The organism is Microbacterium sp. K36 (assembly GCF_004794355.1).
Classification (GTDB): Bacteria; Actinomycetota; Actinomycetes; order Actinomycetales; family Microbacteriaceae; genus Microbacterium; species Microbacterium paraoxydans_D.
Window position 1 is genome coordinate 82,717 of record NZ_SSDN01000099.1, and the last position, 19,577, is coordinate 102,293.

Sequence of the window (19,577 nt, forward strand, 5' to 3'; positions counted from 1 at the left end):
GGGACGGCACGGAGCGCGTGGAGACCGCTCAGTACGTGCGCAGCAGATCGGCCAGCACCCGCTGACCGAAGACAAGTGAGTCTACGGGCACTCGCTCGTCGACTCCGTGGAACATCCCGGTGAAGTCGAGATCGGCGGGTAGACGCAGCGGGGCGAAGCCGTAGCCGGTGATGCCGAGAGCGGCCAGCGCCTTGTTGTCCGTTCCGGCTCCCAGGAGGTACGGGATGACCGGCACGCCCGGGTCGTGCCGACCCAGGGCTGCGACCATCGCGTCGACGAGCTCCCCCGCGAACGGCGTCTCCATGCCGATGTCGCGCACCACGGTCTCGATCCGGATGTCGTCGCCCACGATGCGCTGGAGCTCGGCGAGCACGTCGTCCTCGGTGCCGGGGATGACCCGGACGTCGATCAGCGCCTCGGCGCGCTCCGGGATGACGTTGTGCTTGTAACCGGCGGTGAGGGCCGTCGGGTTGGTCGTCGTGCGGAACGTCGACCGCAGGAAGGCCTCTGCCGGACCGGCCGCGGCGGCGAGGGCGTCGGGGTCGTCGGCGCTCCGGCCGCTCAACGCGCTCAGGCCTTCGAGCAGCGCCTCCGTCGTCGGCGTGAGCCGGACCGGCCACCGCGTGCGGCCGATGGCGGCGACGGCCTCGGCGAGCTTCGTGACGGCGTTGTCCTCGTGCAGGCGGCTGCCGTGTCCTGCCCGGCCGGTGGCGACGAGGCGGATCCAGATCAGGGCCTTCTCCCCCACCTGCAGCAGGTACGCCCGACGGTCGTCGACCGAGATCGAGTAGCCGCCGACCTCGCTGATCGCGGCCGTCGCCCCGGCGAACCACTCCGGCCGGTCCTTCACGACGAGCGCGGAGCCCTCGACCCCGCCGTTCTCCTCGTCGGCGAAGAACGCCAGGACGAGGTCGCGCTCCGGCTGCTCCCCCGCGCGCAGGATGTCGGCCACGGCGGTGAGGATCATCGCGTCCATGTTCTTCATGTCCACGGCGCCGCGGCCCCACAGCATGCCGTCCTGCACGGTGCCGGCGAACGGGTCCACCGTCCAGTCCTCGGCGACCGCGGGCACGACGTCCAGATGGCCGTGCACGACGAGGGCCGGCTTGGTGCGATCACGCCCGGGGACCCGCGCCATCACGTTCGTCCGCCGCGGGATGGGCTCGTAGTACTCGACCTCGAGCCCCAGCTCCTCCAGGTACGCGCCGACGTACTCGGCGGCCTCCCGCTCCCCCTTCGCATTGCCGCCGCCGTAGTTGGAGGTGTCGAAGCGGATGAGGTCGCTCGCGACGCGGGCGACCTCCGGCAGGGAGGATTCGGTCATGGACTCAGGCTATCGAAACCGCGTGCCACGCCCGGGCGTCACGCTCGGTTCGAGACGCCCCCGAGAACGTGCTAATCTCATTCTTCGGTCGGCAACGATCAAATCCAACACCTGCGCGGGTGGCGGAATGGTAGACGCGCTAGCTTGAGGTGCTAGTGCCCGATAGGGCGTGGGGGTTCAAGTCCCCCTCCGCGCACAGAGAGCGAAGGCCCCGGATCCATAGATCCGGGGCCTTCGTCGTTCCCGCTGCGGTCACGGTGATCCGGTGTGGTCCCGCGCGAGGCGGGACCACACCGCCGTCACACCGCGCCGACGCCGAAGAGCAGCCCCAGCGCGTAGGTCACCGCCGCCGCACCGAAGCCGATGGCGAGCTGCCGCAGGGCCCGCCGGAGCGGCGGTCCTCCGGAGAGCACGCCGACCATCGCACCGGTGCTGAGCAGCGCGATGCCGACGAGCACGAGCGCGAGCACGATCGCCGCGGTGCCCTCCAGGCCGAAGATCCAGGGCAGGACGGGGATGATCGCGCCGGAGGCGAAGAGGAGGAAGCTGGAGATGGCCGCCGTCCAGTCGCTGCCGACGACCTCGTGGGCGTCCCCGCCCTGGACGGCCACCGGCCCCGTAGCGGCCCGGCGGACGCCCTCCTGGGCGGCCTGGACGATGCGGCGGGCCCTGGCCAGGGATTCGCCCTGGTCCATGCCGCGGGCGCGGTACACGAGCGCGAGCTCGTTCTCGTCGATGTCGAGGTCGGCCGCGGCCGCCGCGGCGTCCTCGTTCGCCTCGGTGGCGGTGAGGAGCTCCCGCTGCGATCGCACCGACACGAACTCCCCCGCGCCCATGGACAGCGCGCCCGCGAGGAGACCCGCGATGCCGCTGAACAGCACGAAGCCCGAGCTCACGCCGGTGGCGCCGATCCCGAGGACCAGGGCCAGGTTGCTGACGAGGCCGTCGTTCGCTCCGAAGACGGCCGCGCGGAAAGAGCCCGAGAGGCGCCGACGGCCCCGCGCGGCGAGGCCGCGGACGACCTCGTGGTGGACCTTCTCGTCAGCGCGCATGGCCGGGGTGGCCCAGCGCTCGGCGTCGTACGGGGAGCGGGCCTCGGCGCTCTGGGCGAGGGCGAGGACGAAGATCGAGCCGAAGCGTCCGGCCATCCACCCCAGGAGGCGGGAGCGGACCCCCGCCCGCGGCAGGCGCGTCGGTTCGCCGCCCAGCAGATCGAGCCAGTGCTTCTCATGCCGCCGCTCAGCCTCGGCGAGCCCGAGCAGGATCGCCCGCTCCTCCCCCGACCGGCGAGCCGCGAGGCGCTGATACACGGCGCCCTCCGCCCGTTCCTCGACGAGATAGCGAGCCCAGCGCCGTCGATCGGCGGCCGTGGAATCGGCTGCGGCAGGGGCGGTCATGGAACCTCCAGGTGTCACGGTGCCCGGCGTCCGGGCAACCGTTCCACGCTATCCGCGGGGTGTCGCGCAGGCCGCCTCCTGGCCCGGATTGCCAGCATTTCGGGGATCCGAAGCGGCGCAGAGACCGCCCTCAGGAGCGGACGCGTTTGCGCAGCACCTCGATGCGGGACTGCAGCTGCGTCACGGTCGCCTGCGCCACCGCCGGCCCGCCGCAGATACGACGGAGTTCGGCGTGCACGGCACCGTGCGGCTGGCCCGACTGCCGCGCGTAGAGGCCCACCAGGCTGTTCAGGAGCTGGCGCTGCTCGCGCAGGGTGCGGTGCAGCGGTGCCGGCAGCGTCGTGGTCTGCGTCGGCTCGGCCTGGGCCTCCCGGACCTCGCGATGCCGGGACTGGCGAGCCTGCCGCTGCATGAGGAGCTCGTGCACGTGCTCGGGTTCGAGCAGACCGGGGAAGCCGATGAACTCCTCCTCCTCGGGCGTGTTCGGCTCGGCGAGCTGACCGAACTCCTTGCCGTCGAAGACCATGCGGTCGAAGTGCGCGACGGAGGAGATCGCCTGGTAGCTGAACTCCTGCGTCAGTGCGTCGGAGGCCTCGTCTTCGCGGTTCGCGCTCTCGAGCAGCGAGTCGTCGAGGCCGTCGTCGTCCTTGGACTGGCGGTCGAGCGCGTGGTCGCGCTGCTTCTCCATCTCGTTCGCGAGCTTCATCAGCACGGGCACGTGCGGGAGGAAGACGCTCGCCGCCTCTCCGCGACGACGGGCGCGCACGAAGCGGCCGATCGCCTGGGCGAAGAACAGCGGGGTGGACGACGAGGTCGCGTAGACGCCGACCGCGAGCCGCGGCACGTCGACGCCCTCGGACACCATGCGCACCGCGACCATCCACCGGGCGGTGCCCTCGGAGAACTTCTCGATCCGCTCGGACGCGGTGGCGTCATCGGAGAGCACGATCGTCGGCTGCTCGCGCGTGATGCTGTGCAGGATCTTGGCGTAGGCCCTGGCGACGGTCTGATCCGTGGCCAGCACGAGTCCGCCGGCGTCGGGGATGTGGTGCCGGATCTCGGTGAGGCGGCGGTCGGCGGCCGAGAGCACGGCCGGCATCCAGTCGCCCTCGGGGTCGAGGGCCGTGCGCCAGGCCTGCGACGTGACGTCCTTCGTGTTGTCCTGCCCGAGGTGGGTCTCAAGCTCGTCTCCGGCGCTGGTGCGCCAGCGCATCTTCCCCGCGTACATGTGGAAGAGCACGGGACGGACGACGCCGTCCGCGAGAGCGCGACCGTACCCGTAGGCGTAGTCGGTGCTGGAGACCCGGGCCCCGGTCTCGTCCGGGAGGTACTCCACGAACGGAATCGGCGCCGTGTCGCTGCGGAACGGGGTCCCGGAGAGGAGCAGTCGGCGCTTCGCCGGCCCGTAGGCATCGCGGATCGCGTCGCCCCAGCTCAGGGCGTCACCGCCGTGGTGCACCTCATCGAGGATGACCAGGGTCTTCGCGTCCTCGGTGAGGTGGCGATGCACCGACGACTTCGCGGCGACCTGGGCATACGTCACCACGACCCCGTGATAGTGCCGTGCCGGAGCCCAGTCGCTGTTGCGGAAGCGCGGGTCGAGACGGATGTGCACGCGGGCGGCGGCATCGGCCCACTGCGTCTTCAGGTGCTCCGTGGGGGCCACGACGATGACCCGGTTCACCTCGCCCATGCGCATCAGCTCGACCGCGAGGGTGAGCGCGAACGTGGTCTTGCCGGCGCCCGGTGTGGCGGCCACGAGGAAGTCACGCTGGTCGGCCTGGAAGTACGCGTCCAGAGCCTCCTGCTGCCATGCCCGCAGCTTGTTCGCCGTTCCCCACGGGGCGCGCTGAGGGAAGGACGGAGAGAGCATCGACTCCACGATAATCGCTCCCACCGACACCGCGGCATCCGCGGGGGTGCCGCGCGCGTCCCCCCTCGAAGGCACCGGCACGGGTAGGCTCGGTCACTGCGCGGCGGTCACCATCGTGCGCGCACGCCTTCGCGAAGGAGAGCCGGATGAGCGATCAGGAATCGACCAGGACCCCGTACGTCGCGAACGAGACTCCGCACCCGTGGCGCCGGTTCGTCGCGATCGGCGACTCGTTCACCGAGGGCATCGGCGACCCGGACCCGGCGGCCCCCGGGGGTCACCGCGGCTGGGCCGATCGCGTCGCCGAGGTGCTCGCCCAGCAGGTTGACGACTTCGCCTATGCCAACCTCGCCGTCCGGGGGAAGCTCATCGCGCAGATCGTCGCCGATCAGGTGGAGCCCGCCGTCGCGCTGCGCCCCGACCTCATCTCGATCTGCGCGGGCGGCAACGACGTCATCCGCCCCGGCACCGATCCGGATGCCATCGCCGCGCAGCTGGAGGACGCGGTGGCGCGCCTGTCGTCCACCGGCGCGGCCGTGGTCGTGTTCACCGGCATCGACACGGGGTTCACGCCGGTGTTCCGTCCCTTCCGCGGCAAAGTCGCGATCTACAACGAGAACGTCCGCGCGATCGCGGAGCGCCACGACTGCATCGTCGCGGACCAGTGGGCACTGAAGGTCGTGCAGGATGCGCGATTCTTCGACGACGATCGCCTGCACTACAACGCGCTCGGCCACCACGAGGTCGCGCGGATGGTGCTCCGCGCCCTCAACGTTCCGAACGACCTCGAGGCCATGCAGCCCGAGCCGCTGCCGCTGCGGACCTGGCGTGCCGCCCGCAGCGAAGACCTCGGCTGGGCCCGGGAGCACCTCGTGCCCTGGGTGCTCCGCCGGCTGCGCCACCAGTCGTCCGGCGACCACATCGCTGCCAAGCGCCCCGAGCCCTCCCCGGTCATCCTCCCCGGCAAGGAGTGACGCGCACTCTCACTCCGCGGGAGCGAGTGCCCACAGCGCCACGGCGGCGGCCGAGGCGACGTTGAGCGAATCCACGCCGCCGGCCATCGGAATGGTGACCACGGTGTCCGCGCTGTCGAGCGCGGTCCGCGTGAGACCGTCGCCTTCGGCTCCGAAGAGCAGCGCCACCTTCTCGGGCCGCTGTGCCGCATACATCCGGAGATCCACGGCTGTGTCACTGAGTGCGAGGGCAGCGATGTCGAAGCCCTGCTCACGGAGATCCGAGACCGCCGACGACCACTCGTCGATCCGGGTCCAGGGCACCTGGAACACCGTGCCCATGCTCACCCGGACGCTGCGACGGTAGAGCGGGTCGGCACAGCGCGCCGACACGAGCACCGCATCCGCCCCCAGGCCGGCGGCGGCGCGGAAGGCGGCGCCGACGTTGGTGTGATCGCCGAGGTCCTCCAGCACCAGCACCAGCCGGGCGTCGCGCACCACGTCGGCGACCGGCGCCAGAGCCGGACGGCGCATGGCGGCGAGGGCTCCGCGGTGGACCTGATAGCCGGTGACCTGTTCCGCGACCTCGTCCGGGACCACGAGCACCGGAACGGCGCGCTCCCCCAGGATGCGCCGCACCTCGTCGACGCGCCGGGCCGAGAACAGCACCGATCGGGGTTCGTGCCCGGCGGCCAGCGCGCGCTCGATCACCTTGGCGGTCTCGGCGATGTAGAGTCCCTCCGCGGGCTCGCGGACGGCGCGGAGGGCGGTGTCGGTGAGGCCGCGGTAGTCGTCCAGCCGCGGGTCGTCGATGTCGGTCACATGCTGGAGGTCCACCGCTCCACTCTGCCATCCCGGTTCTCGTCCACCCCGCGCCCCGTAGACTCGATCGAGGAGGTCCTGTGAGCGTGACGAACACCGCTGAGCCGTCGGCTGAGCTCTCCCACGCCGCCGACCTGCTGCGCGGCAAGCGGATCGCCCTTCTCACCGGCGCCGGGATCTCGACCGACTCCGGCATTCCCGCCTACCGCGGCGAGGGGGCGCGCACCCGCAGCGACCCCATGACGATCCAGACCTACCTCGGCGACGAGGCCGCCCGGCGCCGCTACTGGGTCGGCGGCCACCTCGGCTGGCGGGCGTTCGCGCAGGCCGCCCCGAATCCCGGCCACCGCGCCCTCGCGGAGATGGAGTCCAGGGGCGTGGCCTCGGGTGTCATCACCCAGAACGTCGACGGACTGCACCTCCGCGCGGGCAGCTCGCACGTCATCGAGGTGCATGGGACCATGCGCCGCGTGCTCTGCCTGCACTGTGGTCAGGTGTTCGACCGTCGTGACATCGCCGTGCAGATCGAGGAGCGCAACCCCTGGATCACCGTCCCGGAGAACGTGGCGCTGGCCCCGGACGGCGACGTGCTCCCGGAGAGCACCGAGGGCTTCGTGGTCCCGACCTGCACCGTGTGCGCGGGCATGCTCAAACCCGACGTGGTGTTCTTCGGAGAGTATGTGCCGCAGGATCGCTTCCGTGCCGCCGAATCGTTGCTGCGCTCCAGCGACGCGCTCATCGTGGCCGGCTCCTCTCTCGTCGTGAACTCCGGCGTGCGCCTCGTGAACCGGGCGCGTCGACGCGGCATCCCTCTGATCATCGTCAATCGCGAGCCGACCCGCGCGGACGCCTGGGCCGATGTCACCATCGCCGCCGGCACCAGCGACGTGCTCCCCGCCCTGCAGGAGATGCTGTCGTGACCTATCTCACCCTCATCCGCCACGGTCAGACCGACTGGAACCTCGCCCGCCGCATCCAGGGGTCGACCGACATCCCGTTGAACGAGACGGGCCGCGAGGACGCGCGGTGGGCGGCAGAGAAACTCGCCGGCACGACGCACCATGCCGTCTACACGAGCCCGCTCGTGCGGGCGAGCGAGACCGCCGGCATCATCGCGGAGCGCCTGGGCTTGGAGATCGCCGGCGTGGTCCCCGACATCCGGGAGCGGGAGTTCGGCGAGGGCGAGGGCATGCTCGTCCCCGACTACATCTCGACCTACGGCGACTGGCACGCGGAGGTCCCCGGCGCGGAATCGCTGCACGAGGTCGGCGTCCGCGCCATCGCGGCGCTCCACCGCATCGCGCGCGACGCCCGGCGGAGGTCGGCGCCGCAGGCGGAGTCGGTGCTCGTGGTGACCCACGGCGGAGTCATCCGCGCCGTCATCGACCATGTCTCCGGCGGTACGCTCCCCCGGGACGGCGAGGTGCTGCGCAACGGCTCCGCGCGCCGGTTCGTCGCGGCACCCGGCTACCTCCGGCTGCTCGAGGAGACGCCCGTCCTCTGACGGGACGGTCAGCCGGCGCGGGAGACCACGGCGCGCGCGTGGCGCAGGACGGGCTCGTCCACCATGCGCCCCCGGAAGCGGAACACACCGCGCTCCTGCGCCGCAGCGGCGAGCACCTCGCGCGCCCATGCCACGGTCTCGGCGTCCGGGGCATATGCCGCCCGGATGACCGCGACCTGACTCGGATGGATGCATGCCGTCGCGCGGAACCCCGACGCCGCCGCATCGTTCGCCTCCCGCTCCAGCCCCGCGGTATCGCCGATGTCGACGTGCACCGCGTCGATCGCCGCCTTGCCGTGCGCACCGGCCTCCAGGAGCACCCGGGAGCGGGCGTAGCGCGCGATGTCGCGGTAGCCGCCCTCCGTGTTGCGGGACGAGGTGCCGCCGAGGGAGGCCACCAGATCCTCCGCGCCCCACATCAGTCCGGCGACCGCCGGGTGCGCGGCGATCTCGGGCGCCGCATGGATTCCGCGCGCCGTCTCGCACAGCGCGAGGAGGGTGAAGCCCGCGTCGAAGGCGTCCAGGCCCTCCGCGCTCTCCGTCTTCGCCACCATCACGGTCCGGAACGGCGAGCGAGCCAGGGCCTTGAGGTCGTCCGCGAACGCCGCGGAGTCCGGCGCATTCACCCGTACGATGACGCGCGCGGGGTCGAGGTCCGCGGCGACGATGTTCTCGCGGGCCTCGCTCTTCGCCTCCGGCAACACGGCGTCCTCCAGATCGAGGATCACGGCATCCGCCCGCTCCTGGGCCTTCGCGAAGCGTTCCGGGCGGTCCGCCGGGCAGAACAGCAGGGCAGGGCCGAGTTCGAAGGTCATGCGGCGTCCTCCTCCGGCCGGCAGCGCACCAGCACCGTCCGGACGGCCGTCGCGACCACCGTGCCGTCCTGATTGCGTCCGGTGTGCGCGATCTGCACGACGCCCTGGCCGGGACGGGACGACGACAGCCGCTTGTCGACGACGACGCTCTCGGTCGTGAGCGTGTCCCCGGCGAACAGCGGATGCGGGAAGGCGATGTCGCCGAGCCCGAGCTGCGCCACCAGTGTCCCCTGCGTGAGCTGGGCGACGGAGGACCCCACCATCGTCGACAGCGTCCACAGGGAGTTCATGAGGCGCGCGTGGAACGGTTCCTGGGAATCGGCGAACGCCGCGTCCAGATGCAGCGCCTGGGTGTTCATCGTCAGCGTCGTGAAGAGGACGTTGTCCGCTTCCGTAGCCGTGCGGCCGGGGCGGTGCACATACCGGACGTCGGTCTCGAACTCCTCGTAGTACAGGCCGCGCTGCACGATCTCGCGCATGGTCATGCCTCCACGCTACCGGGCGAGCCCGAGCGCCCTGGCGATCACGAGGAGCTGGACCTCCGTGGTCCCCTCGCCGATCTCGAGGATCTTGGAGTCACGGTAGTGGCGCGCCACCGGGAACTCGTTCATGAACCCGTTGCCGCCGAAGATCTGCGTCGCGTCACGGGCGTTGTCCATCGCCGCCTCGCCCGCGACGAGCTTGGCGATCGCCGCCTGCTCGGCGAACGCCTCTCCCGCGTCGCGGAGCCGTGCGGCATGGTGCCAGGCGAGTCGCGCCGTGTGCACGCGCGCCCGCATCCGTGCCAGCGTGAACTGGGCGTTCTGCCGAGTGCTGAGGGCGCTGCCGAAGATGGTGCGGCTCTTGGCGTACTCGACCGCCGCCTCCAGGCACCCCTCCGCCGCGCCGGTCGACAGAGCGGCGATCGCGATGCGGCCCTCGTCCAGGATGCTGAGGAAGTTGCGGAACCCGCTCCCCCGTTCGCCGAGGAGGTTACCCGCCGGAACCCGCGCTCCGTCGAACGTCAGCGGGTGGGTGTCCGACGCGTTCCACCCCACCTTGTCGTAAGGCGGTTCGACCGTGAATCCCGGGGTTCCGGTCGGGACGATGATCGTCGAGATCTCCTTGCGTCCCTCGTTCTGGCCGGTGACCGCGGTGACCGTCACGAACCGGGTGATCGGAGTGCCCGAGTTGGTGATGAACTGCTTGGAGCCGTCGATCACCCACTCGTCGCCGTCGAGCCGCGCCGTCGTCCGCGTCGCCCCCGCATCGCTTCCCGCCTCGGGTTCCGTGAGCCCGAACCCGGCCAGGGCACGACCGGCGAGGAGATCCGGCAGCAGCTCGCGCTTCTGCTCCTCGGTGCCGAAGCGGAACACGGGCATGGCTCCGAGGCTCACCCCCGCCTCCAGGGTGATCGCGATCGACTGGTCGACCCGTCCCAGAGCCTCGATGGCGAGGCCGAGCGCCATGTAGTCGCCGCCCTGCCCGCCGTACTCCTCGGGGAAGGGGAGTCCGAAGAGGCCGAGCTCTCCCATCTGCCGCACGACGTCCATCGAGAGCGTGTGCGTGCGATCCGCCTCATACGACTGCGGCGCGACGACCGTCTCGGCGAACTCGCGTACCATCGCGGCGAGCTCGCGCTCCTCCTCGGTGAGATCGTGCATCATCGGTCTTCCTCCGTCATCGTCACGCGGGCGACCGGTTGGTCGCGCCGCACCTGGTCGCCGACCGCGACCAGCAGCCGCACCACGCCGTCGTGCGGCGCGAGCACGGGGTGCTCCATCTTCATCGCCTCGATCGATACGAGGGGCGCTCCCGCGCGGACCGTCGCCCCGTCCTCGACGTGAACAGCCACGACCCCGCCGGGCATCGGGGCGCGAGCCTCGGGCTCCGTGGCCCTGGCTTCGCGTTCTGCGGCGGCGAGGCGCCTCCGCATCCGGCCGCGGCGGTCCAGGGGACGCAGCCGGAGCGTCCGTCCTTCCTCGCTGACCCATACCGCGCCCTCGGCGTCGCGGGCCGCCTGCACCCGGTCGGAGCGCACCAGGGGCGGCGTCCCGCGCGCGATCTCGTCGTCGTCGGTGAGCAGGGCGACGGGTTCGGGGGCGTGCGGCGCGGCCCCGAGACGCCATCCCGGGAGGCTCTGCCACAGCGGGCCGGCTCCCGCGTGCGCGGTGACCGCCTCGGGGCGGTTCTGCACCACGCCGGCGGCCGCCGCGAGCTGCGCCGCCGACGGAGGCACCGGCGCGAGCGGGAGCAGGGTCTCGATGAGGCCGGTGTCGAGGTCTCCCTCGCGCACACGGCGATCCTGGAGGAGCCGGCGCAGGAACGCGATGTTGGTCTCCACGCCGAGCACGACGGTGCGCGCGAGAGCGTCGTCCAGACGCTGCAGCGCCGTCTCCCTGTCCTCCGCCCACGCGATGACCTTCGCGATCATCGGGTCGTAGAACCCGCTCACGACACTCCCCGACTCGATGGCCGCATCCACCCGGACGCCCGGAGGTGCCTCGAAGAGCAGCACGGTCCCCGTCGAGGGCAGGAACCCCCGTTCCGGCGACTCGGCGTACACTCGCGCCTCCACGGCATGGCCGGTCGTGCGGGGCTCGACGTCGAGTGGCTGTCCATCGGCCATGCGGAGCTGCAGCGCGACGAGGTCGAGTCCGGTGACCTCCTCGGTCACCGGATGCTCCACCTGCAGCCGGGTGTTCATCTCGATGAAGAAGACGTCTTCCGGGGCGTCCGCGTCGACGAGGAACTCCACGGTGCCGGCCCCGACATAGGCGACGCTCTCCGCTGCCCGCACCGCCGCCGCGAGCAGCCGGTCGCGGGTCGCGGACGGGATCCCGGCGGACGGCGCCTCCTCGATCACCTTCTGATGACGACGCTGGAGCGTGCACTCGCGCTCGCCGAGCGCCACGACGGTGCCGTGGACGTCGCCGAACACCTGCACCTCGATGTGTCGCGGTCGACGGATGAGACGTTCCAGGATGAGCGCGTCGTCGCCGAAGGCGGATGCCGCGACCCGTCGGGCGGAGCTGAGCGCGCTCGCCAGACCCGTGCTGTCGGCGACGACCTCCATGCCCTTCCCCCCGCCGCCCGCGCTCGGCTTCACGAGGAGCGGGAATCCGACAGCCTCCGCCTCCTCACGGATCTCCCCGTCAGACAGCCCGCGCGCGTCGAACCCCGGCACCACGGGCACGCCGCTGCGGCTCACGTGCTCACGGGCTCGCGCCTTGTCCCCCATGATCTGCAGGGCCTCGACGGTGGGACCGATGAAGACGATGCCGCTCTCCGCACACGCCTCCGCGAGCCCGACGCTCTCGGAGAGGAATCCGTAGCCCGGATGGACGGCCTCCGCTCCGGAGGCGCGAGCCGCCGCGATGACGGCATCGATGTCGAGGTACGACTCCGCGGCCGGTGCAGGACCGATCCGCACGGCGGCATCCGCCTCGCGGACGTGCGGCGCGTCCGCGTCCGCGTCGCTGTAGACCGCGATGCTGCGGATGCCGAGCTCGCGGAGGGTCCGGATGATCCGGCGCGCGATCTCGCCGCGGTTCGCGACGAGGACCGAGGAGAACGAGAGTTCGGGTGAAGGCGACATGGGGCTCACATCCGGAAGACGCCGAAGCGCGGCTCGGGCAGAGGACTGCGGGCGACGACGTCCAGGGCGAGTCCGAGGAGGTCACGCGTCTGCTCCGGATCGACGATGCCGTCGTCCCAGAGCCGTGCGGTGGCGTAGTACGGCTCGCCCTGCTCCTCATACTGCGCCCGGATCGGCTCCTCGAACGCCGCACGCTCCTCCGCGGTCCACGACTCCCCTCGCGCCGAGAGCTGGTCGTCCTTCACGGTGGCGAGCACCGAGGCGGCCTGAGGTCCGCCCATGACCGAGATCCGACTCGCGGGCCAGGTCCAGAGGAACCGCGGAGAGTAGGCACGTCCGCACATCGAGTAGTTGCCCGCTCCGAAGGAGCCCCCGATGATGACGGTGAGCTTCGGGACGCGGGTGGTCGCGACGGCCGTGACCATCTTCGCCCCGTCTTTCGCGATGCCACCGGCCTCCGCATCGGAGCCGACCATGAACCCGGTGATGTTCTGCAGGAAGAGCAGGGGGATGCCCCGCTGATCGCAGAGCTCGATGAAGTGCGCGCCCTTGAGCGCGGACTCGCTGAACAGCACGCCGTTGTTCGCGACGATGCCGACGGGGTGGCCGTGCAGGCGCGCGAAACCCGTCACCAGTGTGGTGCCGTACTCGGCCTTGAACTCATGGAACGTGTCGCCGTCGACGAGGCGTGCGATGACCTCGCGCACGTCGTAGGAGGCGTTGACGTCCACCGGAACGACGTCATACAGGGAGCCGGCCTCCGCGGGCGGTCGACTGTCGCCGACGTGCCAGGCCGGGGCGAGCGGCGGCGGCAGCGTGGCGACGATGTCGCGAAGGATCTCCAGGGCGTGCTCGTCGTCGTCGGCCAGGTGATCCACGACGCCGCTGCGACGGGCGTGCAGCTCCCCTCCCCCGAGCTCCTCCGCCGTGACCACCTCGCCGATCGCCGCCTTCACCAGCGGTGGCCCGCCCAGGAAGATCGTGCCCTGTCCACGGACGATGACGGTCTCGTCGCTCATCGCCGGAACGTAGGCGCCCCCGGCCGTGCACGAGCCGAGGACCGCTGCGAGCTGCGGGATGCCCTGCGCGGACAGCCGCGCCTGGTTGAAGAAGATGCGTCCGAAGTGCTCCCGATCCGGGAACACCTCATCCTGGCGGGGAAGGAAGGCCCCACCCGAGTCGACGAGGTAGAGGCAGGGCAGGCGGTTCTCCAGGGCGATCTCCTGCGCGCGCAGATGCTTCTTCACGGTGAGCGGATAGTAAGTCCCGCCCTTCACGGTGGCGTCGTTGCAGACCACCATGACGTGCCGGCCGTGGACCAGGCCGATCCCGGCGATGACACCGGCCCCGGGCGCCTCGCCGCCGTACAGGCCGTCGGCCGCGAGCGGCGCGACCTCGAGGAACGGACTGTCCTCGTCGAGGAGGCGCGCCACCCTGTCGCGAGGAAGCAGCTTGCCGCGGGCGACATGGCGCTCACGGGAGGCCGACGGCCCGCCCTGCGCTGCCGCGGCGAGACGGTCGCGGAGCTGCTGGGCGAGCGCTTCCTGGGTTGCCGGCATCGTGACGTCCTCCTCGACCCACGTCGCGCCGAGCGTGAACCTGGCGCACTGCATGCATTCTCGGTTAGTGTTCACTAACCCGTTGATTCAGGTTAGCGAGGATTAACTGAAATGACAAGCCCCGCCACCGCCCGCGACCGCGCCAAGGCGGAACGCTCCGACGCGCTTCTGCACGCCGCGGCACGGCTCTTCGCCGCGCGCGGGTACAGCGGCGTGAGCCTGGAGGACATCGGCGCCGCCGTCGGCGTGTCCGGCCCCGCGGTGTACCGCCACTTCGCCGGGAAGCAGGCCCTTCTCGGCGCGGTCCTGGTCAAGGTCAGTCAGGATCTCGTCGCGGGCGGACGACGCGTGTCCGAGGAGCCGACGGCAGCCGACGAGCGGATGCGCGGACTCATCCGCTTCCATGTCGACTTCGCGCTCGGCAACGCCGAGGTGATCCAGGTGCAGGATCGCGACCTCGCCTTCCTCGACGACGACGACCGCGCCGAGGTCCGTCGCCTGCAGCGCGCCTACATCGAGCTCTGGATGGACGCTCTCGCCGCCCTGGATCGTCCAGAGTCCCTGGACCGCGACGAGCTGCGGCTGCGCGTGCAGGCATGCTTCGGTCTCATCAACTCGACCCCGCACAGCACGCGAGCCGCGACGAGAAGACACACGGCCACCGCGACCGTGCTGGTCGCGATGGCCGAGGCCGCGCTGCGCGCCGCTAGCTGAGCAGCATCGCCCGTCCCGGATCCTCGAGGATGTCCGCCACGCCCTTGAGGAACGTCGCGCCCTCAGCCCCGTCCACGAGGCGGTGGTCGAAGGACAGGCTCAGCGTCATGAGCTGACGCAGCGCGATCTCCCCGCGATGCTCCCACGGCTGCCGACGCACGGCGCCGACCGCGAGGATGCCGGACTGCCCCGGCGGGAGGATCGGCGTTCCAGCGTCCACCCCGAACACACCGATGTTCGACAGCGAGAACGTACCTCCGGCGAGTTCGGCCGGCGAGGTCTTCCCCGCACGCGCGGTCTCCGCGAGCGCGCGGATCGCTGCCGAGAGCTCCACCAGGTTCATCCGCTCCGCGTCCCGGATCATCGGCACGATGAGACCGCGGTCGGTCGCGGCGGCGATGCCGAGGTCGACGAAGCCGTACTCGACGATCTCCCCGGACTCCTCATCCCACCGCGCGTTCAGGCCCGGAGCACGGCGCAAGGCGAGGCAGGCCGCCTTCGCGACGACGGCGAGCGGGCCGATCCGATGCTCCGCGAGCGTTCGGTCCTCGCGGAGGCGTGCCAGCATCTCCATGGTCGCCGTCACATCGACCGTGTGGAACACCGTGACGTGCGGGGCGGTGAAGGCGCTCTGCACCATCGCCGCCGCCGTGTGCTTGCGGACCCCGCGGATCGGGATGCGCGTCTCCCGCGGCCTCCCCTCCGCGCGCGGGAGAGTTCCGGACATCGGGGTGGTCTCGCGCTCGGGCGTCCCGGCGGGCCGAGACGGCTCCGCTCCGATGCGCTCCGCGTACGCATCCACATCTGCCCTCGTGATCACGCGGTCACCGACTTCCGCGGCGACGAGGACGAGGTCGACGCCCCGTCGCTTGGCGTAGGCGCGCACCGGAGGGGTGGACCGTGGTCGCTCCAGAAGGGGCTCGACCGCGACCGATGGCGTCGCGTCGTGCGGCGCCGCCTCGAGAACGGCCGTGTCGGCCGCCGAGGCCACCGGGGCGACACTCCGGCGCCGCGCCCGGCGCGCGGGGCGTCCGCTCGAGGTCGGGGCGGCTCCGTAGCCCACGAGGTTCGGCTGCGCCTTCTCCGCGGAGGAATCCTGCTCGCCACCGGACGGCGCCTCCCGAGGGTCGTCCCCCTCGATGTCGAAGGCGATCAGCGGCGCTCCCACGGCGACGGTCTCTCCCGCGTCCGCGTGCAGGGTCGACACCGTGCCCTCGTATGGCGACGGCAGCTCGACGACGGCCTTGGCCGTCTCGACCTCCGCGAGGGTCTGGTTCAGCGCGACGCTGTCGCCGGGCGCGACGAGCCACTGCACGACCTCGGCCTCGGTGAGTCCTTCGCCGAGGTCGGGGAGACGGAATTCGGCGATCATGCGTCTGCTCCCGTCAGGCTGTGCGGGCGATCCATCACGCGGTCGACCGCATCGAGGATCCGGTCGAGGTCCGGCAGGTGGTACTTCTCGAGCTTGGCCGGCGGGTAGGGCACGTCGTGGCCGGTGACCCGCAGCGGAGCGGACTCCAGGTACTCGAAGCAGCGCTCGGTCACGCTCGCGATGACCTCCGCGGCGAGTCCGGCTTCCCGAGAGGCCTCGTGCGCCACGATTACACGCCCGGTCTTGCGCACCGAGGCAGCGACGGAGTCGTAGTCCACCGGCGAGAGCGACCGCAGGTCGATCACCTCCAGGGCGATGCCCTCGTCCTCCGCGGCTTCGGCCGCCTGCAGCGCGGTGCTCACCATGGCCCCGTAGGTGAGGACGGTGACGTCGGTGCCCGGGCGCACCACCCGCGCGATGCCCATCGGCGGGGCATCCGCGAGCGGGGCCTCCAGGTCGACCTCCCCCTTGTGGTGATAGAGGCGCTTGGGCTCGAAGAACACGACGGGGTCGTCCGAGGCGATCGCCTGGCGAAGACTCCGGTAGGCGTCCTCCGGGTTCGACACGGCGACCACCCGAAGGCCGGCCGTGTGGGCGAAGTAGGCCTCCGGAGACTCGGAATGATGCTCCGCGGCACCGATGCCGCCGGCCCAGGGGATCCGGATCGTGATCGGCATCTTCACCCGCCCCTGGGTGCGGTAGTGCAGCTTCGCGACCTGAGAGACGATCTGGTCGAAGGCCGGGTAGACGAACCCGTCGAACTGGATCTCGACGACCGGGCGGTAGCCGCGGAACGCGAGGCCGACGGCTGTGCCGACGATCCCGGACTCCGCGAGAGGCGTGTCGATGACTCTGGCCGCCCCGAACTCGTCGAGGAGGCCGTCCGTGATCCGGAAGACGCCGCCGAGCTTGCCGATGTCCTCCCCCAGCAGCACGACCTTCTCGTCGTCGCGCATCGCCTGGCGGAGACCGGCGCCGAGCGCCTTGCCGAGAGTGAGCTCGGTCATGGTCACGCCTCGCCCTCGAACGACGCAAGATAGGCGGCGTACTCGTCGCGCTGCCGCTCCAGACCCGTGTGCGGCTCGGCGTAGACGCCGTCGAAGACCGCCAGCGGCGGACGGGTGACCATGCCCAGGCAGGTCGCGCGCATCTCCTTGGCGATGGCGTCCGCAGCCGCCTGCGTCTCGGCGACGTGCTCCGCGGTGAGGTCGCCGGTGGCGCGGAGGTACGCCTCGAGGCGCGCGATGGGGTCGCGGCGCCGCCACGACTCCAGTTCGGCCTCGTCCCGGTACCTGGTGGGGTCGTCCGCGGTGGTGTGCGGACCCATCCGGTAGGTCACCGCCTCGATGTACGCCGGCCCCTTCCCGGAGCGCGCGTGCTCCAGCGCCCAGCGCATCGCCGCCAGGCACGCGAGGACGTCGTTCCCGTCCACGCGGAGGCTCGGGATCCCGAATCCGGGGGCGCGTCCCGCGATCGGGTACTGCGACTGCACCGCGACCGGCTCGGAGATGGCCCAGTGGTTGTTCTGGCAGACGAACACGACCGGCGCCTGGTAGGACGCGGCGAAGATCATCGCCTCGTTCACGTCCCCCTGACTGGTGGCCCCGTCTCCGAAGTAGGTCACGGCGACCTCCGGGGCCTTCTCGTGCCGGATGCCGAGGGCGTACCCGACCGCGTGCAGGGTCTGCGCGCCGATGATGATCTGCAGCGGAGCGACCCGCAGGACCGCGGGATCGTAGGCGGCACCCTCCTCGCCGCGCCACATGCGCACGTAGTCCCCCGGCTGGGCGCCGCGGGCGTAGATCACGCCGGTCTCGCGGTAGCTCGGGAAGACGTAGTCCTGGGGATCGAGGGCCCGGGCGGTGCCGATCTGCGTGGCCTCCTGGCCCTGGCACGGCGCCCAGAGCCCGAGCTGACCCTGGCGCTGCAACGCGACGCCCTCGGCGTCGATGCGGCGGAGGATGATCATGTCGCGATGGAGGGCGCGCAGCTGCACGGCGTCGACATCGGCGACGAACGGGTCGAGGCGGGCGTTCGGGACACGCGTCCCGTCCGGAGCAAGGATCCGCTCCGAGAGCTCCAGATCCTGGGCGGTGTCCGCGATGGGGGTGGTCTGCGGCGACATCATCGTCCTCCTCGTCCCTGGCGGCCCTCGTGGGGCGACGCGCAATGGAGCCGGCGTCATCACCGGCATGGTCTGAGGGTACGTCTGGTCAACACCTCGCTCAAGCAATTCAATGCCGATTGAGCATGTTGCGCATTTTTCTCCGATGCCGTGCTGCTAGGGTTTGGCACTATGCCTGGATTGGACCGGATCGACCTGGAGCTTCTCGCCGCCCTCGCCGACGACCCGCGCGTGACGATCGTCGCTCTCGCCGAGCGCATGAGCCTGTCGCGCAACACCATCCAGGCGCGGATGGCCCGGCTGGAGCAGAGTGGCGTCTTCCTCTCCTACGAGCGCGCCTTCTCCCCCGACGTCCTGGGGTTCCCGCTGCAGGCGTTCGTCAGCATCGGCGTCCGCCAGACCGAGCTCCCCCGCATCATCAACGAGCTGGCGCGGATCCCGGAGGTCGTCCAGGCGCACGGCCTGAGCGGCTCCATCGACCTGCTGGCGCGCGTGGCGTGCCGCGACGCCCGTCATCTGTTCGACACGGACGCCCGGATCCTCTCCATCGAGGGTGTGGAGCGGACCGAGACCTCGCTCGCCATGGGTGAGGTGATCCCGTTCCGGGTGGCCGGGCTCATCGGCCTCGCGCGACGGGAATCCTGAGGAACCGACGGATCGCCCCGGCCGCTTCCGCCGGGGTCTCGTAGTGGATCAGGTGACCCACCTGGGCGATCTCGACGAGAGACGCGTCAGGGAAGAGCGTCACCAGCTTCCGCTCCGCCTCGATGGGGGTGATGTCGTCGCGCTGTGCCGCGATGAGGAGTGTGGGCACGTCGATCGCGGGGGCGAACTCCGTGACGTCGTGCGAGACGCTCGCGACGAAGGCGTCGTGCAGCACGTCGCGATCGGAGAACCGCGAGAAGTAAGTGTCGTGCTGGTCGTGGATGAAGCGGCGCAGCTCCGGATCCCGCGTCTTGGCCATGGTCATGCTCATCACGCGGACGATCACCCGGTTCCGCAGCAGCGCGGTCCCGATCCGCGGCGGAAGCTGGGCGCCGAGCGCGTAGTAGAGCACCGCCAGCCGGGTCATGATCCCCTTCGGCCCCTCCAGCGCCGGTGCACCGATGGGGTTCACGAGGATCAGGCGCGGCGTCTCCAGTCCTCCGGCGACGGCGGCCGCGCTCACGATGGAGCCGAAGGAATGGCCGAGGATGACGGCACCCGGCGCCGTGGCCGCGGCGAAGTCGGTCAACCACCCCGCGTACTCCTCCAGGTCGTGGCGACGACCGGGCAGCGGCGCGGACTCCCCGAATCCGGGCAGATCGGGCGCGAGCACGCGGAGCTCCGGAAGGAAGGCGAGGACCGACTCGAGGCCGTGGTGCTCGCCTCGGAAGCCGTGAACCGCGATGACGGTCGTCTCGGCGTCGTCCGGACCGTAGACCCAGTACGCCGTCGTTCCCCCGCGCACCTCCACCTCCTGGCGCTGCACCGGAATCCGGCTCAATCGCTCCGCATACGGGGAAGGCACACTCATGGTCCGAGTCTACGAGGCCTCGGCAC

18 protein-coding genes and 1 tRNA gene are annotated in these 19,577 nt (G+C 71.2%); 6 read left to right on the forward strand and 13 right to left on the reverse strand.

What is annotated here, in order from left to right; all coding sequences use genetic code 11:
• Positions 1-28: 28 nt before the first annotated feature.
• Positions 29-1,324, reverse strand: coding sequence for a M20/M25/M40 family metallo-hydrolase (locus DW296_RS14675; RefSeq protein ID WP_136052802.1), 1,296 nt, complete (start codon positions 1,322-1,324; stop codon positions 29-31).
• Positions 1,325-1,437: 113 nt separating this feature from the next.
• Here DW296_RS14675 and DW296_RS14680 point away from each other — a divergent pair.
• Positions 1,438-1,520 (forward strand) — tRNA-Leu (locus DW296_RS14680).
• Positions 1,521-1,623: 103 nt separating this feature from the next.
• Here the strand turns inward: DW296_RS14680 and DW296_RS14685 are convergent.
• Positions 1,624-2,721, reverse strand: coding sequence for a VIT1/CCC1 transporter family protein (locus DW296_RS14685; RefSeq protein ID WP_136052803.1), 1,098 nt, complete (start codon positions 2,719-2,721; stop codon positions 1,624-1,626).
• Positions 2,722-2,851: 130 nt separating this feature from the next.
• A complete protein-coding gene (locus DW296_RS14690; RefSeq protein ID WP_136052804.1) occupies positions 2,852-4,594 on the reverse strand; it encodes a DEAD/DEAH box helicase in 1,743 nt (580 codons plus the stop codon).
• A gap of 146 nt (positions 4,595-4,740) precedes the next feature.
• On the opposite strand from DW296_RS14690, the gene DW296_RS14695 reads away from it, so the two are divergent.
• Positions 4,741-5,568, forward strand: a complete 828-nt coding sequence (locus DW296_RS14695) for an SGNH/GDSL hydrolase family protein (RefSeq protein WP_025103427.1) — start codon at positions 4,741-4,743, stop codon at positions 5,566-5,568.
• Between the two features lie 9 nt (positions 5,569-5,577).
• Here the strand turns inward: DW296_RS14695 and DW296_RS14700 are convergent, their stop codons facing one another.
• A complete protein-coding gene (locus tag DW296_RS14700) occupies positions 5,578-6,384 on the reverse strand; it encodes a TrmH family RNA methyltransferase (RefSeq protein ID WP_136052805.1) in 807 nt (268 codons plus the stop codon).
• Between the two features lie 65 nt (positions 6,385-6,449).
• Here DW296_RS14700 and DW296_RS14705 point away from each other — a divergent pair, with 65 nt between their 5' ends.
• Both DW296_RS14705 and DW296_RS14710 read left to right on the forward strand, forming a co-directional pair.
• Positions 6,450-7,289 (forward strand): Sir2 family NAD-dependent protein deacetylase, encoded by an 840-nt coding sequence (locus tag DW296_RS14705; RefSeq protein WP_085607476.1) that lies wholly within the window; start codon positions 6,450-6,452, stop codon positions 7,287-7,289.
• Positions 7,286-7,873: a histidine phosphatase family protein gene (locus DW296_RS14710; protein ID WP_136052806.1), complete on the forward strand. Its 588-nt coding sequence runs from the start codon at positions 7,286-7,288 to the stop codon at positions 7,871-7,873. The genes DW296_RS14705 and DW296_RS14710 overlap by 4 nt, the downstream gene beginning before the upstream one ends.
• An 8-nt stretch (positions 7,874-7,881) precedes the next feature.
• Here the strand turns inward: DW296_RS14710 and DW296_RS14715 are convergent, their stop codons facing one another.
• Genes DW296_RS14715 through DW296_RS14735 form a run of 5 tightly spaced genes read right to left on the reverse strand, consistent with a single transcriptional unit; the run spans position 7,882 to position 13,824 of the window.
• Complete coding sequence (locus tag DW296_RS14715; protein ID WP_025103423.1) at positions 7,882-8,688, reverse strand: HpcH/HpaI aldolase/citrate lyase family protein; 807 nt, start codon at positions 8,686-8,688, stop codon at positions 7,882-7,884.
• Entirely contained in the window at positions 8,685-9,173 is a 489-nt protein-coding gene (locus DW296_RS14720) for a MaoC family dehydratase (RefSeq protein WP_136052807.1), read from the reverse strand. The genes DW296_RS14715 and DW296_RS14720 overlap by 4 nt, the downstream gene beginning before the upstream one ends.
• Positions 9,174-9,182: 9 nt before the next feature.
• Positions 9,183-10,331, reverse strand: a complete 1,149-nt coding sequence (locus DW296_RS14725) for an acyl-CoA dehydrogenase family protein (protein WP_275092122.1) — start codon at positions 10,329-10,331, stop codon at positions 9,183-9,185.
• Entirely contained in the window at positions 10,331-12,265 is a 1,935-nt protein-coding gene (locus tag DW296_RS14730) for an acetyl/propionyl/methylcrotonyl-CoA carboxylase subunit alpha (protein ID WP_136052809.1), read from the reverse strand. The genes DW296_RS14725 and DW296_RS14730 overlap by 1 nt, the downstream gene beginning before the upstream one ends.
• Positions 12,266-12,270: 5 nt before the next feature.
• Complete coding sequence (locus DW296_RS14735; protein ID WP_136052876.1) at positions 12,271-13,824, reverse strand: carboxyl transferase domain-containing protein; 1,554 nt, start codon at positions 13,822-13,824, stop codon at positions 12,271-12,273.
• Positions 13,825-13,935: 111 nt separating this feature from the next.
• Between DW296_RS14735 and DW296_RS14740 the strand changes: the two genes are divergently transcribed.
• Complete coding sequence (locus DW296_RS14740; RefSeq protein WP_136052810.1) at positions 13,936-14,538, forward strand: TetR/AcrR family transcriptional regulator; 603 nt, start codon at positions 13,936-13,938, stop codon at positions 14,536-14,538.
• Here the strand turns inward: DW296_RS14740 and DW296_RS14745 are convergent.
• Genes DW296_RS14745 through pdhA form a run of 3 tightly spaced genes read right to left on the reverse strand, consistent with a single transcriptional unit; the run spans position 14,531 to position 18,035 of the window.
• Positions 14,531-15,910, reverse strand: coding sequence for a dihydrolipoamide acetyltransferase family protein (locus DW296_RS14745; protein ID WP_136052811.1), 1,380 nt, complete (start codon positions 15,908-15,910; stop codon positions 14,531-14,533). The two genes, DW296_RS14740 and DW296_RS14745, sit on opposite strands and share 8 nt — an antisense overlap.
• Positions 15,907-16,917 carry an alpha-ketoacid dehydrogenase subunit beta gene (locus DW296_RS14750; RefSeq protein WP_136052812.1) on the reverse strand — a complete coding sequence of 337 codons (1,011 nt, stop codon included), beginning with the start codon at positions 16,915-16,917 and terminating at the stop codon, positions 15,907-15,909. The genes DW296_RS14745 and DW296_RS14750 overlap by 4 nt, the downstream gene beginning before the upstream one ends.
• A 2-nt stretch (positions 16,918-16,919) precedes the next feature.
• Positions 16,920-18,035, reverse strand: a complete 1,116-nt coding sequence (pdhA, locus tag DW296_RS14755; RefSeq protein ID WP_136052877.1) for a pyruvate dehydrogenase (acetyl-transferring) E1 component subunit alpha — start codon at positions 18,033-18,035, stop codon at positions 16,920-16,922.
• A 171-nt stretch (positions 18,036-18,206) separates the two neighbouring features.
• Between pdhA and DW296_RS14760 the strand changes: the two genes are divergently transcribed.
• The gene (locus DW296_RS14760; RefSeq protein WP_025103414.1) at positions 18,207-18,680 is read left to right on the forward strand and encodes an Lrp/AsnC family transcriptional regulator; all 474 of its coding nucleotides are present in this window, start codon (positions 18,207-18,209) and stop codon (positions 18,678-18,680) included.
• On the opposite strand, the gene DW296_RS14765 is transcribed toward DW296_RS14760, so the two are convergent.
• Complete coding sequence (locus DW296_RS14765; RefSeq protein ID WP_136052813.1) at positions 18,652-19,551, reverse strand: alpha/beta fold hydrolase; 900 nt, start codon at positions 19,549-19,551, stop codon at positions 18,652-18,654. The two genes, DW296_RS14760 and DW296_RS14765, sit on opposite strands and share 29 nt — an antisense overlap.
• Between the last annotated feature and the right edge of the window lie 26 nt (positions 19,552-19,577).